This window comes from Ruegeria sp. E8 (genome assembly GCF_056533985.1).
In genome coordinates, this window is sequence record NZ_JBQFOY010000017.1 from 85,482 (window position 1) to 100,993 (window position 15,512).

General features: G+C 56.5%; 9 protein-coding genes and 1 pseudogene. 1 reads left to right on the plus strand and 9 read right to left on the minus strand.

Going from position 1 to position 15,512, the window contains the following annotated elements:
- Positions 1–323 precede the first annotated feature (323 nt).
- The 6 genes and pseudogenes from ACR0LF_RS18515 to ACR0LF_RS18540 form a co-directional block, all read right to left on the minus strand.
- The gene (locus ACR0LF_RS18515; RefSeq protein ID WP_480582647.1) at positions 324–2,858 is read right to left on the minus strand and encodes a cation:proton antiporter; all 2,535 of its coding nucleotides are present in this window, start codon (positions 2,856–2,858) and stop codon (positions 324–326) included.
- A gap of 368 nt (positions 2,859–3,226) precedes the next feature.
- Positions 3,227–3,606: pseudogene (locus ACR0LF_RS18520) on the minus strand (transposase); the annotation flags it as partial.
- Between the two features lie 198 nt (positions 3,607–3,804).
- A complete protein-coding gene (locus ACR0LF_RS18525; protein ID WP_480582645.1) occupies positions 3,805–4,653 on the minus strand; it encodes an ABC transporter six-transmembrane domain-containing protein in 849 nt (282 codons plus the stop codon).
- Between the two features lie 6 nt (positions 4,654–4,659).
- Positions 4,660–5,079 carry a DUF2141 domain-containing protein gene (locus tag ACR0LF_RS18530; RefSeq protein ID WP_480582643.1) on the minus strand — a complete coding sequence of 140 codons (420 nt, stop codon included), beginning with the start codon at positions 5,077–5,079 and terminating at the stop codon, positions 4,660–4,662.
- Positions 5,076–8,204 (minus strand): efflux RND transporter permease subunit, encoded by a 3,129-nt coding sequence (locus ACR0LF_RS18535; RefSeq protein ID WP_480582641.1) that lies wholly within the window; start codon positions 8,202–8,204, stop codon positions 5,076–5,078. Before ACR0LF_RS18535 ends, ACR0LF_RS18530 begins: the two co-directional genes overlap by 4 nt.
- 3 nt (positions 8,205–8,207) lie before the next feature.
- A complete protein-coding gene (locus ACR0LF_RS18540; protein WP_480582639.1) occupies positions 8,208–9,356 on the minus strand; it encodes an efflux RND transporter periplasmic adaptor subunit in 1,149 nt (382 codons plus the stop codon).
- 170 nt (positions 9,357–9,526) lie between these two features.
- On the opposite strand from ACR0LF_RS18540, the gene ACR0LF_RS18545 reads away from it, so the two are divergent.
- Entirely contained in the window at positions 9,527–10,075 is a 549-nt protein-coding gene (locus ACR0LF_RS18545; RefSeq protein WP_480856450.1) for a TetR/AcrR family transcriptional regulator, read from the plus strand.
- A gap of 193 nt (positions 10,076–10,268) precedes the next feature.
- On the opposite strand, the gene ACR0LF_RS18550 is transcribed toward ACR0LF_RS18545, so the two are convergent.
- From ACR0LF_RS18550 to ACR0LF_RS18560, 3 genes are all read right to left on the minus strand, one after another.
- Positions 10,269–12,296 carry an oxidoreductase gene (locus tag ACR0LF_RS18550; protein ID WP_480582636.1) on the minus strand — a complete coding sequence of 676 codons (2,028 nt, stop codon included), beginning with the start codon at positions 12,294–12,296 and terminating at the stop codon, positions 10,269–10,271.
- A 266-nt stretch (positions 12,297–12,562) separates the two neighbouring features.
- The gene (locus ACR0LF_RS18555; RefSeq protein ID WP_480582634.1) at positions 12,563–13,510 is read right to left on the minus strand and encodes a DMT family transporter; all 948 of its coding nucleotides are present in this window, start codon (positions 13,508–13,510) and stop codon (positions 12,563–12,565) included.
- 341 nt (positions 13,511–13,851) lie between these two features.
- Positions 13,852–15,180: an MATE family efflux transporter gene (locus ACR0LF_RS18560; RefSeq protein ID WP_480582632.1), complete on the minus strand. Its 1,329-nt coding sequence runs from the start codon at positions 15,178–15,180 to the stop codon at positions 13,852–13,854.
- Positions 15,181–15,512: the final 332 nt, after the last annotated feature.

A 15,512-nucleotide genomic window follows, 5' to 3' on the forward strand; every position in this document is an offset into this window, starting at 1 on the left:
TCCAAAGCAGATCTCAAATTATGAACGTCCAAGTGCAGCTTTGTCCACTGAACTGCCCTAAGCCAATGGCGCTTCTATGTCCGGTTTGCGCTGAATGCCGCAATTTTCGTACCCGACGATTTCATACAACTGCACTTCTTGACTGACGCTCCTGAAATGAGAGGTCGGAAACTGGGGCGATTGTCCGAGATTTTGACGGTAGTGAAGGCTGTTTCGAGTGACCAAGCTCTTGAAACAGAGCAGACAATCAACAAAACCGAACCCGACTGACGTCAGCGATTTGACACTATTGCTGTCGCGGGTCCTTTCCTGTTTATGAGCTCTCAAGTCATGGAGTCTTGATCAGAAGAAAACTCGCGTTCATCTAGGTCCAGTACCGCAGGGTCGATCATGCGTTTGTTTGCGCTCATCTTGACAGATTTCCGCATAGCCTCACTTCGCCGGAGCAATCGCCGGAACCGAACTTCGTCGAGCATGAGCAGCGTCGAGGGTGCCAATGCCCGCACATTCACAGGACGCGACCGCTTCGATAGCATGGCCAATTGCCCAAACATTTCGCCACGACCTAATCGCGACGTGTGTCTGCCGAATTCCACTTCGACTGCCCCGGAAGCGATGAAGAATACACTCCGGGCCAATTCATCTTTGGCAATGATGGTTTCACCTGCGTTGGCATATCGGGTACGCAGTGCTCTGCTGAGCTTCCTCAGTGAGGCTTTGTCGAGATCGGAAAATAGCGGAAACTGTTTAACCAGATCCCTTCCTTTAAAGGCGATGTCCAGTACCGGACGCCCTTCAGAAAAAGCGCGTCGTTCCGCCACTTCCCGCATCAACACCGAATAGAGTTCTTCGCCCACTAGGCCATCCTCGCGCATGACCGCGTATTCACGCTCTTCCAGTCGCAGCGCAGTCCGTCGGATGAAACGCCTCTCCAGCTTTTCGGCATAGCCTGGATATTGGAGCCGCAAACCATCAAGCGCCGTCTCAACCGCCTCGGATCGACGTGCCAGCAGGTCATCAAGCAATTCCGCAACCCGGCGACCGTGGATTCGGCGTATGCGGCCCCGGACGAAGCCATCGAGATCCCGCAGGATCAAGCGTTGCATGAGCAATCTTTCAAACCGATCCGTTGTGATACGAGTGAGTGGAAAAGAGATTCGAAGTCGGTTGTGTAGGAATACGGCGATCCGAAAAGACCTGCCATAAACAACAGACCTATTTGACGCGCGCTGATAGCCGATCCGGCCTCCGGTTCGAGCGCCTTCAATGAGCCGATCAGCGTCGGACAGAATCTTCTCACTCAGAACCGATGACATGGTGCGCTCTCGCATTCGGGCCAATACGGAGTCCCGCTCTGCACCGGCCAGCGCAATAAGGCCGAGCGTGATCCGGTCCCGATCAAGGATCTGTGCGCTGTCTTCCGCCGCCTTTACAGCCTCGTCGAGGCGTTCGCTAAATCGCTTGGCTTCGTTTCTGACAATATCGTGGGTCAAGTTGTAGTTTTCTGCCGTGCGGGATACGTCCTCGCGAACAGACTGCAAGGCGACTGCGACCACTTGGCGTGAAAGTGCCGTATCAAGCGGAGAGAGCTTGTCGAGCCCCAGTTTTGTGATGACCGAGCGCAAGGTTGCTCCCTGAAAAATGAGCGTAAACAGAGTAAAGCCAGTGGCCAGGATGCCGACCAGGCGCTTGGTCTCCAGCGGGATATGCGAGCTTTCGGTGACTGCCAGTGCCAGCGCCAGAGTCACGGCACCGCGCAGCCCACCCCACAGCATCGCAGTGCGATAGGGGCGTTCCACAGTTGGCGACAGACCGATTGTCGTGAGCAATGGCAAGAGCCCAAACAGAACCGCCGCCCGCGCGAGTGTTGCAGCAAGAACCACCACAACCAGCAAGACGAAATCAGAAGCCCGAACTCCCTCCAGCAATCTCGGGATCAACAATGCTGCAAGAATAAAGATCAGCGCTCCGGCCCAATGTGCCAGAAGGTCCCATACTTCTTGCAGATTTGTCCAAGCGACCGGCGACAAACGACCGGGTCCCGTTAGGTTGAGCGTAAGACCTGCGGCCACCACCGCGATGACACCCGAAGCCCCGACGCTTTGTTCCGCAACGATATAGGCGAGATATGGCAGCGCAACGGAAATGGAAATCTGCGCCATTTCCCAGCGGTCTACGAAAGCCATCAGCCAAACCGCCATGCGCGCCATGAACCAACCGGTGAGTGCTCCGCCTGCGATCAACAGTGGAAATTGCCCCACGGCTTCACTTAGCAATGGATCGGGTCTCCCAAGCATGACAAAGCTCATGAAAAGCCCAAAAAGAGCAATCGCAGCAGCATCGTTGAGGAGGCTTTCGCCCTCGATAATACGCGACAACCTGCGCGGTGCGGAAATCGATCGAAAAATGCTGACCACCGCCGAAGGATCCGTTGTCGACACAATAGCACCGATCAACAGGCAGGCTGCCAGCGGTAGCGTACTGACCCAACTGAGCGCATATCCAATGGAAAGTGTCGCCACTATCACTGCCACGACGGCCATCATCAGAATGGGCATCCAGTCGTCCAGCATCCTGCGCAGGTTCATGCCGAGTGTCGCCTGAAAGAGCAACGTTGGCAGGAAAACATAGAGGAATACGTTGGACCGGATCGGGAGGTCAATTATCGCTTGTGCCCCCGGGTTTAGCGCATCCGTCAGGTCGGTGTTGAGGAAGAAGGTCGCGCCAAGCCCAATCACTATCCCCAGGACGGCGAGGATAACGCTGTAAGGCAAGCGTAGTCGTGCGGCCACTGGTTCCGCCAGGCCGATTACTACAAAAAGAGAAGTTATGATGGTCGTAACGACGACAATATCCATCGTTACGTCTTAGCTGAGAACTCTATCTAATGGAATCCACTCTCCAAGCCAGCTCGACCACGAGGGATCAATGTGTGGCCTTACATTCGTCCAGACCGTTCAATTGCAGCGAGTGCCGTGTGTGGATGGTTCCTGCATAGCAAGATATTTTTTTAAGCTGATATGAGCATCTGTCAGATGCAGTCGTGTGTCCGGCCTGTTGGCGCAGCGCACGCGGCTGCTGGCCCTGATGGTTACCGCTGACCAAGTCCCAAACGGCAATACGGACAGTATGGTGTCCCAGACATTCGAAGGGGTGTCTTGGTTGGTGGGCTGACGTTGCTCTATCGTCTCAATGGTCTTGCGTCTCTGGTTTTCCTTTACTTCGATTATGCGGTGCGGGGTCGGTAGCGTTCATTTCTCGTCAGGACCGCCCAGACAATCCACGCCGTTTTGTTTGCCATCGCCACCCTCGCCAGCCTTGGTGGCTTGCTTTACAGTAGGGCAATAGCCCATGGGTCCGCGCGGTCCGGATTATCCTTCATTTGTCTAAGGCGTGCCGTCATGCCTGCTACCAATAAGCGTCTGACGAATCTGTCTCCCATTTTGAGATGCGCCCCAGACGCTCTTTGCCGCCACTTGATCGGTTGATAAGAGACAATCCCAACCAGGCAACAAACTCTCGTCCGTTTCGGAACTGATGCCCGTCGCCCGCTGTAGCGACGATGGCTGAGGCGGTCAAAGGGCCAACCCCGGGAATGGTTCGCAGCAGCATGACCTGGCGGTTTCTTCGACCCTCAAGCAGGATACGTTTGTCGTACCAGAGAATGCGCAGATGCAGAGCAACCATCTGGTTACACAGGTTCGTCAAAACATCGATGGCGACATCGGGAAACGGCAGCAAAGGGCCGGACTTGTACTTGATAAACCAATACCATTCCAATCAGTGAATGGTTCGGCATTCTGATCAAGCGCTCCGCAATCGGACTGTGATTTCGGACAGTCGTGACCAGGACTGCAAGGTCACCGGTAAGGTAAGCGCGGCTTCGGCAAACTCCCATGAATAGCTGACAATCGAAAAGATCATCCCCGGCGTTGCTTCCAAGTTTTGCGTCGCGAACCAGAGGTTGAACAAGATCAGACCTATCAGCAGAACAAAGATCACGCCGTACAGAATGGCTTCGGTGTCCGACAGTTTTACTTCGAACCGACGCAGCTTTTTCAGGTGGACCAGCACCGGCCGTTCTCGGCGCTTTTCCAAAACGCTAACCTGATGCTCCATTTGCTCATTCAGGGCACGGTTCCACTGCCAAAACGTCGAATGAAACAGGGCGTAGACGGATATCATCCCGACAAGAACCCCGCAGGCTGACAGGGCCAGAGCCGGCGAGAAGTAAAACAGCAAAACTGCTGATACGACGAATTGCACGACCCCTGCGATTGCCGACGGTAGAATCTCCTCCAGAAAGTCGGCCAGTTCACGCCCCATTCCGATCCGGGCGTTCAGAGACGAAATCGGTAGGTTCGAAAACCGCGCGGCAAGCGCCTTGCCCAGTTCGACGCGGATCGTTCCGTAAACACGCGTATCATAAACCCGCCGGATCACGCCGATCAGTGTGAGGGCGACCATGAGCGCGCCTAAATGCACAAAGGGCTGAAACTCTCCGCTCAGCAATCCATCTATGGCGAAGCCGATGAACAGCGGGATCAAAACCGTCAGCGCGGTTTCCGCCAGAATCAGGAACCACGTAAGCCCTACGCGCCAGCGGAACACACTCAGAAGCGTGCCGATTGTCAGTTTTCGATCTGTCAGCATGGCGCACTACTGATCGTAGTGAATGCGAACACGGACATCGCCTGGCCAGACCGAGGCAGCCTTGAAATCCGGCTCGTCCTGAGGGTCAGTGGCACCTGTTGAGCCCAGCCCCTCCAACAGTTTCGTCTCAGTCATGTTCAGGTCTTCGTCCTTGTTTTCATCATGAAACAGCAGCACAGCGTATGGGCCCTCGTTCAGGTCAGAAAACTCATGGCTGACGCTGCCTTTGCGTGACGGAATCTGGGCGTAATCAACGGCGCTCCAAACATCTAAACTGTCAAAGGCGTGTGCGTCATCAAATACAAGGATCACGATGTTGCCCTTGGCGTTGCGGATGCCGTCCACGGTCACATTCAGACCGTCAGCAGTAGCAGGCGTCGCGAGCGCCAAAAGGGCGAATGCAGGGGCCAAAAGGTTCCGAGTCATAGCTTTGTCCTTTTTCGAGAAGGCTGCGGAAGGGGTGGCTTGAAAACGGCAATGACATCCTCGGTGATGGCGATCAGCACCGGTACCAGCAGCAGCATCAGCGCGGTGCCGAAGAGCTCCCCAAAGGCCAGGGAGATTGCCGCAGGGATCAGGTACTGCGCTTGCTCAGAGGTTTCGGTCAGCAAAGGCAGTAGGCCGATCACCGTCGTTGCGGTGGTCAGAAAAATCGCCTTGAAACGTCCGATGCCTGCGCTCTTCAGCGCCAGATTCACGGGCTGACCTTCCTCGCGCGCCTGATTGTATCGGGTGATCATGACCAGACTGTCGTTCACGATCACACCGGTCAGAGCCAACATGCCGAAAAACGAAAACAGCGACAGTGAGACATCCATGATCAGGTGCCCGACGGCCGCTGCGATAAAACCAAAGGGGACAATGGCCAGAATGACGAAGGGCTGCCAATAGCTTTTCAGCGGCACGGCCATCAGCACATAGATCAGCACCGCCGCCAGCAGCAGCGCACGTTTCAGGCCATCGCTGATATCGGCCATCTCTTCCAGTTCACCGGCAGGCAGGACTGTCACACTGGGATATTTGGTGCGGAGTTTCGGGACCAACTGTTCGAACACCGCCTGACCCACCTCTTCGGGGGCGACACGGTCGCGGTCGATGGACGCGGCCACGATATTCATACGCTTACCGTCACGACGATCGACCGTGCCCGAGGTATAGGCGCCTTCGATCTCAGCAACCGTCTCAAGCGGTACCCAGGCACCGGATGCGCTGCGCAATTGGGTCTGCATCAGATCAGCCAGTGTATCGCGGTTTTCCCGCGCGTTCTGCACGACCACGCGGACTTCGGCCCCGTCGCGCCTGACCTTGGTCACCTCAGCCCCGCCAAACCCATAGCCAATCTGTTTGGCCAGAGCCTCGGCATTGAACCCAAGGTGCCGCGCGTCCGGACGCAGCCGGAGTTTCAGTTCGGGTTGGCCACCCGCCAGCCCATGCCGAACATTCGCCACGCCCTCGATATTCGACAGGAAGTCTTTCATCTCGGCGCTGGCTTGTCGCAGCAGGTCTTCGTCTTTTGAAGCCAACCGGATGCGGAACCCTCCGGCGAGCGTTTCCGAACCGGTGAACTCCAATTCGGTTGCACCTTCGACCGCACCAACCCGGTCGCGCCATTCGCGGACCACAGTCAGGATCGGAACACTCGGTCGCTGAGCCACCGGGATCATTTCGGCGTATATTTGCGCGCTGCCGGCGCTGTTGATGATGCTGAACACGGTCTGAACGGGCGGCGTGGCCATACCTGCGGCTTCGGCAAGTTCGGCGTTCAGACCGTTCAATTCGCCTTCGATCTGATCCACGTTCGCGCGGGTCAGCGTAAAGGGCGCGCGGGCGTCCATTTCCAGATTCATCGTGATGATCTGACCGGGCACCTCGGGAAAGAACACCGTCCTGACCTTGCCCTTGTACATCAGGCCAAGCCCCAGCGTCGCGGCGGCAATGAACAGGATCAGAACGGCGTAGCGCTGGCGCACCGCCGCGACGAGCACAGGCTGGTAGATATGGTCGCGAACCCGGTCCAACCCGCCCTGCGCATTATCCTGTACCCGACCCCACAGGCGGGTCAGCAGGTATCGACGCTCTTGCCGCATCGAAACCTGCGCCAGATGAGCGGGCAGGATAAACTTGCTTTCGATAAGCGAGAAGATCAGCGTAAGGATCACGATACCCGCGAACCCGGCAAGTACCTTGCCCAGCGGATTGTCGATCAACAGCATCGGGAAAAAAGCCGCGATTGTAGTCAGGACACCAAAGACGGTGGCAACGGCCACGCGATGCACGCCGCGTTCCGTGTCTTTGATCGGGTCTTTACCCTTGCGGCGTTCCTCAAAAACGCTTTCACCGACCACAACGGCGTCATCGACCAGAATACCCAATGCAATAATCAGGCCAAAAGTCGTGACATCGTTCAGCGAGTAATCCACCCATTTCGAGCCCGAGACCGCAATTGCCCCCATGACCGACACGGGAATGCCCATAGCGACCCAGAAGGCCAAGCGCACGTTCAGGAATACCGACAGCATAAGGGTCACAAGGATCAGTCCCTGCACCCCGTTCGACCGCAACAGCGCCAACCGGTCTGATATATAACCTGCGCTATCGCCCCAAACCTCGACCTGAACCTGCGACGGCAGCTGGTGGCTGAACTCATCCACCGTGCTGCGCACCACGTCGCTGATCTCTAGCAGGTTCTCTTTCTGGCCAACTAGAACCTCCATCCCTACAGTTGGTTTGCCGTTCAGGCGAAACAGGTATTCTCTGTCCTGAAATCCGTCCTCGATTTTGGCGATATCGCCCAAAGGCACAAAGGACCCGTCGTCACGTTCAATAATCGGCAGGGCCGCGTATTCGGGAGTGTATTTCGCCCGATCATCGGCCCGCAGATAAATCGTGCCGCCCTCGGTCCGCAGACGGCCTGCTTGAAAGGCCAGCGAATTGCCTTCGATGGCGCGAGTCACATCCGAGACGGTCAGCCCATAGTGGCGCAACAGCGCCGGGTCGATTTCGATGCGCAGTTCTCGCGGGATCAGGCCCCAGATTTGCAGCCGGGACAATTCCGGCTGCGCCAGCAGCTCTTCTTTCAAGCGCTGCGCAAGGCTCTGCAATGTGGCCGGGTCTGTTTCGCCGTAGAGGTTCAGATAAAGTGCAGGGAAATCGAAACCCGACGCCTCGATCACAGGGCGGCGCGCGGTATCGGGCAGATCGGTCAAGCCGTCGATCCGAATACGAACACGATCCAGAACAGCTTGCAGTTTCTGGCCACCTGCGCGGCGGACAGTCACAACACTTAGATCATTTTGGGATTGCGAGGTTACGCTACGCACGCCCTCTAACCCTTCGAGCGCCTGCTCGACTTTCTGGGTCACCAGTTCATCGACCTGCTCGGCCGTGGTATCGGGAAACTCGATCGAGATTGTAACGCTTTCCGGAGGAATGCGAGGGAAGCCTTCGATGCGAATGTTCAGCAGCGTCTGCACGCCAAGGAAGAGGATCAGCGCCATCATCAGATTGGCAGCGACCGGATTGCGGATAAACCAGGAGGTCAACGCATGCATGGCTCAACCCTCATCTGATTGCGGCGTCACCCGCTGGCCCGGTAGAAACGAAGCCAGTGGTGTTCTGGCCACGCGCCAAGGGCCAGGTCCATCAGGGGCCGAAATTGTGACTGCACCCTCAGTGCGGAACAAAATGTCAGGGCTGAGCCTCTGCAGGTGGTCTACATCATCCACAAGCCAAATGTACCCTGCTCGGGTCAAGGTGCTTTCCGGTAGGGTCACAGTGTCTGTAATCCGGCGTCCGGGAATATGCACCTGCAAGAAATCTCCGGCAAGTATGCCTTCATCGGGATTTGTGACGTCCAAAAAGACGCGCACCTGCCGGGTGTTTTGATCCAGAAACCCGCCTCCGCGCCGGACTTGAGCTTTCCCCAAGGCTACGCCTGAGCGCTGTGTCAGGTCAGCGGTGGCGCCAGAGACCGGGTGATCCAAAAGCGCCCAATCCGCCTGACTGAACTCGGCAACCAATTCAAATTGCCGGTCATCCGAAAGGTGTATCAGGGCATCGCCCGGGTTGACCGTCTGGCCAAGGCTAGCAAAACGCTGGGTGACAAAGCCTGAAAACGGCGCAACAACTTCCGCGTCCTTCAGTTCATTTCGCGCCGCATTCAAGCGTGCCTGCGCAGCCGCAACGGATTTCTTGGCAATGCGCAATTGCGGCAGGTTCACAGCCAGTTCGTTTGGCGGTTCTGTCTCATCCCGATCAAACTGCCGTTGCGCAACGGTCACGTTATTCTGCGCGCGCAATAATGCCAGTTCCGCTTGCTCAAGCTCCACCTCAGCTGCGGCAACGGTACTTTGATAGGGTGCACTTTCAATAGAAAACAAAGGGTCACCCTGTTCCACCTTTGCCCCGGCCAAAGCGGCGGCGTGCACTGTGGTGATGCGCCCTGATACGGCTGATCGCAGCACGGCATCCCACCGAGGTCGAACTTCGGCAAACGCAGAAACCCGCGCCCGGACAGTTTCGGAAGCAACGGTGACGACAGAGACCGTCGGTGGCGGAGGTGAGGTCTTTGTTGCCTGAACATCAATTGTATCTTCTGTATCAAACAACAGGGTGATGATCGCGACAAACAGCGCTAGCGATAGTCCAATCCAGAGCCATCGTCGGGTTGGTCTTTGCTGCGTTTCCAAGGTTTTGACCGTCATTGTCCTGTTTTTCCTATTCCACCGAATCCATTGCGCCTTGTGGTATGCGGTAGAAGCTCATATATTATGAACGATCGTTCGTTCAACACCGAATGCGAAAAATGACCAAAGACTCCAAAAAACCGGGTTCAATCCGGGAAAAGACAACAGCCAAGCGGCGGAACCAGATTTTGCAGGCCGCGGTGATGTGTTTCCTTGAGTGCGGCTATCACCAGACTGGTGTCCGCGATATCGCGGCGCGGGCAGGCGTCAGCCTTGGAAATCTCTACAACCATTTTCGCGGCAAACATGATGTGCTTGTCGAGATTGCGATGCTTGAACGCCACGAGATGGAGCCGTTTCTGAAAATACTGTACTCCAAAGCCCCCGCGCCCAAAGTGTTGAAAAAGTTTATCCGAGCCTACGCCAAATATCTGGCTGCGCCGGAAAACGTTATTCTCACGCTGGAAATTTCGAGTGAAGCAGTTCGTCAACCGGACATCGCGCAACTGTTCGTCGAGAACCGGTCCAGCTTGACTAATGCTCTGGAAGCAGTTGTGCGGCGAGGAGTTGCTGACGGTGAATTGCGCTCTGTTCCGGACCCTCTTCAGGCGTCACAACTGGTGATAGAGGTTCTGGAAGGTAGCGCATATCGTAGTGTGCTGTCTGAAATACCAATGACCGGAGTCATTGCGTGCGCTGAAGACTTTATTCTGAGTTCCCTGCTGATGCGTCAGTGATACGGGTTTTGCGTGTTTTCTTAGAACTCATGAAAGTTTGCTAAGCGGAAGCCGCACTGCAGCATTCGTGCGGACAGCCAAGTTCCGCTTGGGGCCGCTCGATACCTGTGAAAGTGGATGCTTTCCTGTCATAAGCTGCGCCAGAACTGATAGTCCGCTCCCATCTTTTATCGGTAGAGCGGCTTGGTTTCTTTCAGATCGGAACACAAACACGCAAGGCATCGAGAATTGCGGCGTGCATATTTCGGCTTGTAACTGCGTCGCCTATGCGGGCCAAATAAAATTGGCCGCTCCGATTGGTGTCAACGAATGGAAATGTTCCGTCAATGAGCGCCTTGTGTTCAACCTGCCCAAGGTTGTGCGAGATTGGTTTGAGATCGTGATAGAGTTCCGCCATCGGGACCAGACCTTGTTCAACGACCACATAATCAACAAGACGTTCAGTGACGCCCCCCGTCAATACATGACGCAGGCTGGCGCGAACCCGACTGCCTTCGCGGGCGAGAGAGGCGAGCTCCTGCAGGCAGGTGAAGGTGACTCCGTTGGAGGCCAGATCGCGCAATGCGACGGCAGAGGTCGTTGGGCCAAGATCATGCAGAAGGGACCGGTCTTGGGTAACAAGATTGACGCGACAGCCGGCGCCTGCAAGCGCGTCAGCCGTGACGGCCGCAGGGTGGTCGCCGACCTCGTCAAACAACAGCACTTCGCCTGAGACACGCACCTCACCAGACAACACCTCCCAACTGGAGATCGCCAAGTCACCGCCGGGGATGGCTAGCATTTCGGGCCAGCCACCTGTCGCAATGATCACGACATCAGGATCTTCGGACAGCACGTCATTGGCTTCGGCATAGGTGTTCAAGCGGATATCGACCCCAAGCCCCGTCACTTCGGAAATCAACCAATCAGCAACGCCCCAGACTTGTCTGCGCGTCATCCCCTTGGCGGCCAGAACTAACTGCCCGCCCAGCCGATCCGACGCCTCGAACAGAACGACGTCGTGGCCGCGCAGGGTGCAGACCCGCGCAGCCTCCAGTCCACCAGGGCCGCCGCCGACAACGACCACTTTCTTTCGAGTGTCGCTATGGGTGATGATGTGAGGCAGGGTCTGCTCACGCCCAGTGGCGGCATTGTGCCCACACACGGCAGGTTTGCCCTGATTGACCCGGTCCACGCAGTAGCCCAAGCCGACACAGGGGCGGATACGCTCTTCTTCTCCGCGTGCGAGTTTTTGCACCAAATAGGGGTCGGCCATCTGTGCGCGAGTCATGCCCACGAGATCGACATGGCCGCCAGAGATCGCGTGGCGGGCCGTAGCAATATCCGCAATCCCTCCGGCGTGCAGGATCGGCAGATCGACGGCATCACGGATGCGCCCGGCCACAGTGATATGCGGGGCTGCGGGCAGGCCCATGGGGCGCACCCATTCGGCCAGGCCAAGATCATCGTAGGGTGCGCCGGCAAGAATATTGAGCAGGTCGACATGTCCGGAATTTTCCAGCATCCGGGCAGCGGCAATGCAATCTTCGGCGCTCAGTCCTCCCTCGGTCAGTTCATCGCCGGTAATGCGCACCGACAGTATGAACTCGGCGCCAACTTCAGCGCGCACCGCTTCAAGCACCTGCAGGGTCAGGCGCATGCGGTTCTCCAGCGTTCCGCCATAGTCATCGTCACGCTCGTTGGTCAGTGGGGACAGGAATTGCCCCAGAAGATGTGAGTGAGACAGAAGCTCGATCCCGTCAAACCCGCCCTGCTGACAGCGACGCGCAGCAGCTGCGAAATCGCCAATCACGCGGCCGATGTCCTCTTGCTCCATAGCTTTGGGAAAGGCGCGGTGAGCGCGTTCGCGGATACCGGACGGAGCCAATACCGGCAGCCAATGCCCATCATCCCATGCTGTGCGACGTCCCATATGTGTTATCTGGCACATAATGGCGGCACCATGTTCGTGAACGCCATCTGTCATTTTCCGAAACCATGGGATGATACTGTCATCACCGGCATAAAGCTGACCAAACACCGATGGGCTATCAGGGGCGATATTGGTCGACCCACCGACCATGGTCAGGCCGACCCCGCCTTTGGCCTTTTCCTCGTGATACAACCTGTAACGGTCCCTTGGGTGGCCGTCTTCAACAAAATTCGGTGCATGGGATGTGCTAACGATACGGTTGAGCAAAGTCAGGTGTTTCAATTGAAACGGATCAAGTAGGTTTGCCACTTTCGCATCTCTTTGGTCAAATCTGCTGTTTGAAAATCTTCCTGGGGTCGGGCCCACTGGTCAGATTCCATGCCTGATGAGGTTCGTTGTCGAAGGTATTTTACTTGGGAAGCAACGTGTGCGAATTCGCAACTTCCGACATAGCTGTATAAAAAGACGACCCGACCACGAAACCCATATGTAGAACATTCGTTGAGCAGAGACGGAAACCTGACAGGTGCCGCTCAGTCCACCAAGGTCCGCTGAGGGCCGTGAGCCGTGTAGTCTTAGATTGGAGGTGCTGCGCGCTCTGTAACCAACTGTCTGGCCACGACCCTTTCTCGATGTATCATGTACAGTCCTGCACTGACGATGATGGCGATACCAAGCAGGCTAAGCGTGTTAGGGAAGTCGCTGAAGACGAGATAGCCAAACAGGGCTGCTACCGGCAGCTCAAAATATTGCAGAGGGGCCAATGTAGCGGAAGGGGCAAACGAAAGTGCATAGGTCATCATCATGTGGCTCACCGTCGCAAAGAAACCAGCTCCCAGAAGCCACAACAACGCGATATCAGTCGGCCAAACGGGATCGAAAAGGTCGGATCCGGAACCTTGCGCAACTATTAAGGTTGGAATGCAAAACAGACTTGCAATCAGGCCAGTGTGGAATTGCAGAGCAACAGGGTGCATCCGACGCGACAAACCCCGCGTCACCAGAATGTAGAAAGCAAATGCAACTGCCGTACCAAGCGGAATAACTGCAACCGCGCCGAAGGCCGCGAAACTGGGTTGGATGACGAACAATACCCCAACAAACCCCACAAGAGCTGCCCCGACGCGACGAGGGCCGACATCTTCGCCAAGGTAAAACTTGCCGACCAACAAGACAATGAACGGTGCCACAAACACGATCGCCAGCGCATCGGCAAGCGGCATCACACGGATTGCCGTAATGAAGCAAAAAGTCGCGAACAGCAAAAGTAATGAGCGGAAAACGAGTACCATCAATTGACCTCTCGGCACTCGCAACGACAGCCCCATAATCCAGATGAACGGTGCCATCAAAGCGCACTGCACTGCAAAGCGGGCAGCCGTTATCTGCCCAACTGGCACACTGGCCGATGCGAGTTTCGCAGCTACATCCAGCAAAGGAGCAGTAAGGCAAAATCCAAGCATCAGCGCAACGCCTGCAAGGATGCGATCCGTAGAATGAGGTGTGGATTTAGCGGAGGTCATCCCACCATGTAGAGATGTCGCCTAATGCGTGTCTGTTCTCAATGCGACGCCAGACAAAAGACCCGAAATTTGCGAGTTCGGGTTGGATGGAATGTGTTACCCCGCAGTTGTTCGTTTGCCAAACCCTTTGCCAACCAACGCTTCAATGCCTCCTTTCGTTGATGCATTGCAGAAACTCATGAGCTGGGCGAAGGCCGGAATGGGCCGCAATGGCGGGCTGCGAACCTGATCTCTCCAATCAAGCCAAAGGCCCAAGATGTAGTAGCCCTATGATCTGGTAAGTCATATCACTCCACTGCTAAGTGGTGCGGTCGGGTTTCTCGAAACGATCTACCCTAAACTCAAGCTCGAGTTAGCGCCCAGAACCGCAGAGGCAGGGCGACGGCTGCTACCACCAGACCCAGAGTATAGCCGATCCAGACGCCGACCGCTCCGAGATCGAAAAGGAACCCCAGTACATAGCTGGCCGGCAAGGCAAGTGGCCAATAGGCCGTCAGGGTAATGATCGTCGGTAGGTTCATGTCGGACATTCCCCTCAGCGCACCCAGCGCAGTACCCTGAACGCCATCCGCTACCTGCAGAAGTGCCACGATGAAAAACAACGTCACCGCGAGGTCAATGACGGCAGGGTCATCCGACATGGTTTCCGCAAGAATCCGGCCAGCAGTAATGAAGATGATGGCGGCAATCGCCTGCCAGAGCGTGACCATCGCAAAAGACGCCTTCAGGATCGGTCTGAGCCTTTCTCGACTTCCTGCACCGACTGCAAGGCCCACACGGATCGAGGCGGCACCCGCCATGCCAAGCGGGATCATATAGGCCAGCCCCGCAAGCGCGTTGACGATTTGATGGGCGGCCAGCGCCTCGGCCCCCAACCAACCCATCATCAGGCCAACCACGGCGTAGGCTCCGCCCTCACCCGCATAGCCAAGACAGAGCGGCAGGGCGTCTTTGGCCTGTGACCAGACATCCGCCCATGCAACAGTCACCCGCTGGCGAAAGGCGGCCAGCCCCGGTGCGCGTATCAATACATAGATCCCGGCAACCAGCGACGTACATTGTGAGAGTATGCTGGCCAGACCAGCGCCCAGAATTCCAAGATCAAGGATGTGAATAAAGGCATAATTTGCGGGTACGTTGAACAGGACGCCAAGATAAGACAGCGCCACGGCCGTCCAGGGCCGTCCAACGGCGTCGAACAGAGCCTTCAGGCCAAAAAACAGAGTGAAAGGCACGATCCAGATCGCCATCGACATCCAGTACGGCAGCAGGATCGCCAGAACCTCCTTCGGTTGACCCAAAGGCCCAAGCAGCGGATAAAGTGCCATCATCCCCAATGCCGCGCTGCCGCCGCCCAGAAAGCAAAGCAACAGCCCGCTGCGTAAAGCCAGCGCAACCCGCGCGGCGTCGCGTGCGCCCTCGGCTTGGCTGATCTGTACGGAAATAGCAGTGATCACGCCCCAAAGAGCGGAAATCAGGATGATCAGAACGGCTGTGGTCACACCAGCTGCCGCCAGCGGGACCGTCCCGAGCGGAGAAATCATCGCCGTATCTACGACACCGATCAAAAGCGCAGCCGCCAGCCCGACCATCAGCGGAACGGCAAGTCGGATCAACAGCGTGAATTCGGCGCGGGTTGGTGCCTGCGAAATCAGGATTTGGTCTGTCATGGGTCACCTGCCGGACAATGTCCGGCGAAAGAGTCGCGGTAAGGAGCTTTAAGCTCGGAATGAAGAGGGGCTGCTCAGCCCTGCGACGGGAACACCATGAAATTGGTCCTTTGGGGACATGTTAACAAGTAAGGTTCTAGGTCAAAAATTTTTCGGCGTCCAGATTGCTTTGGCAGGGCTGTTTGGCGAACCCTGCCAAGGTCAGCAATGAGCGGGGTTCACCGGGACGTGGTGGGCTCTGGCCAGACCATCGTCTAATTGGCAGCCACGTGGGCAAGGTCACACAGAAATTTGGCGCTTTGATCGTCGGCCGGAAAAAACAGCTCAATCTT

What these genes read in the sequence shown, in the direction of transcription:
- ACR0LF_RS18515 (WP_480582647.1), bottom strand. Translation starts at nt 2,858, where the DNA reads ATGGATATTGTCGTCGTTACGACCATCATAACTTCTCTTTTTGTAGTA.
- ACR0LF_RS18555 (WP_480582634.1), bottom strand. Translation starts at nt 13,510, where the DNA reads ATGACCTCCGCTAAATCCACACCTCATTCTACGGATCGCATCCTTGCA.
- ACR0LF_RS18530 (WP_480582643.1), bottom strand. Translation starts at nt 5,079, where the DNA reads ATGACTCGGAACCTTTTGGCCCCTGCATTCGCCCTTTTGGCGCTCGCG.
- ACR0LF_RS18560 (WP_480582632.1), bottom strand. Translation starts at nt 15,180, where the DNA reads ATGACAGACCAAATCCTGATTTCGCAGGCACCAACCCGCGCCGAATTC.
- ACR0LF_RS18535 (WP_480582641.1), bottom strand. Translation starts at nt 8,204, where the DNA reads ATGCATGCGTTGACCTCCTGGTTTATCCGCAATCCGGTCGCTGCCAAT.
- ACR0LF_RS18540 (WP_480582639.1), bottom strand. Translation starts at nt 9,356, where the DNA reads ATGACGGTCAAAACCTTGGAAACGCAGCAAAGACCAACCCGACGATGG.
- ACR0LF_RS18525 (WP_480582645.1), bottom strand. Translation starts at nt 4,653, where the DNA reads ATGCTGACAGATCGAAAACTGACAATCGGCACGCTTCTGAGTGTGTTC.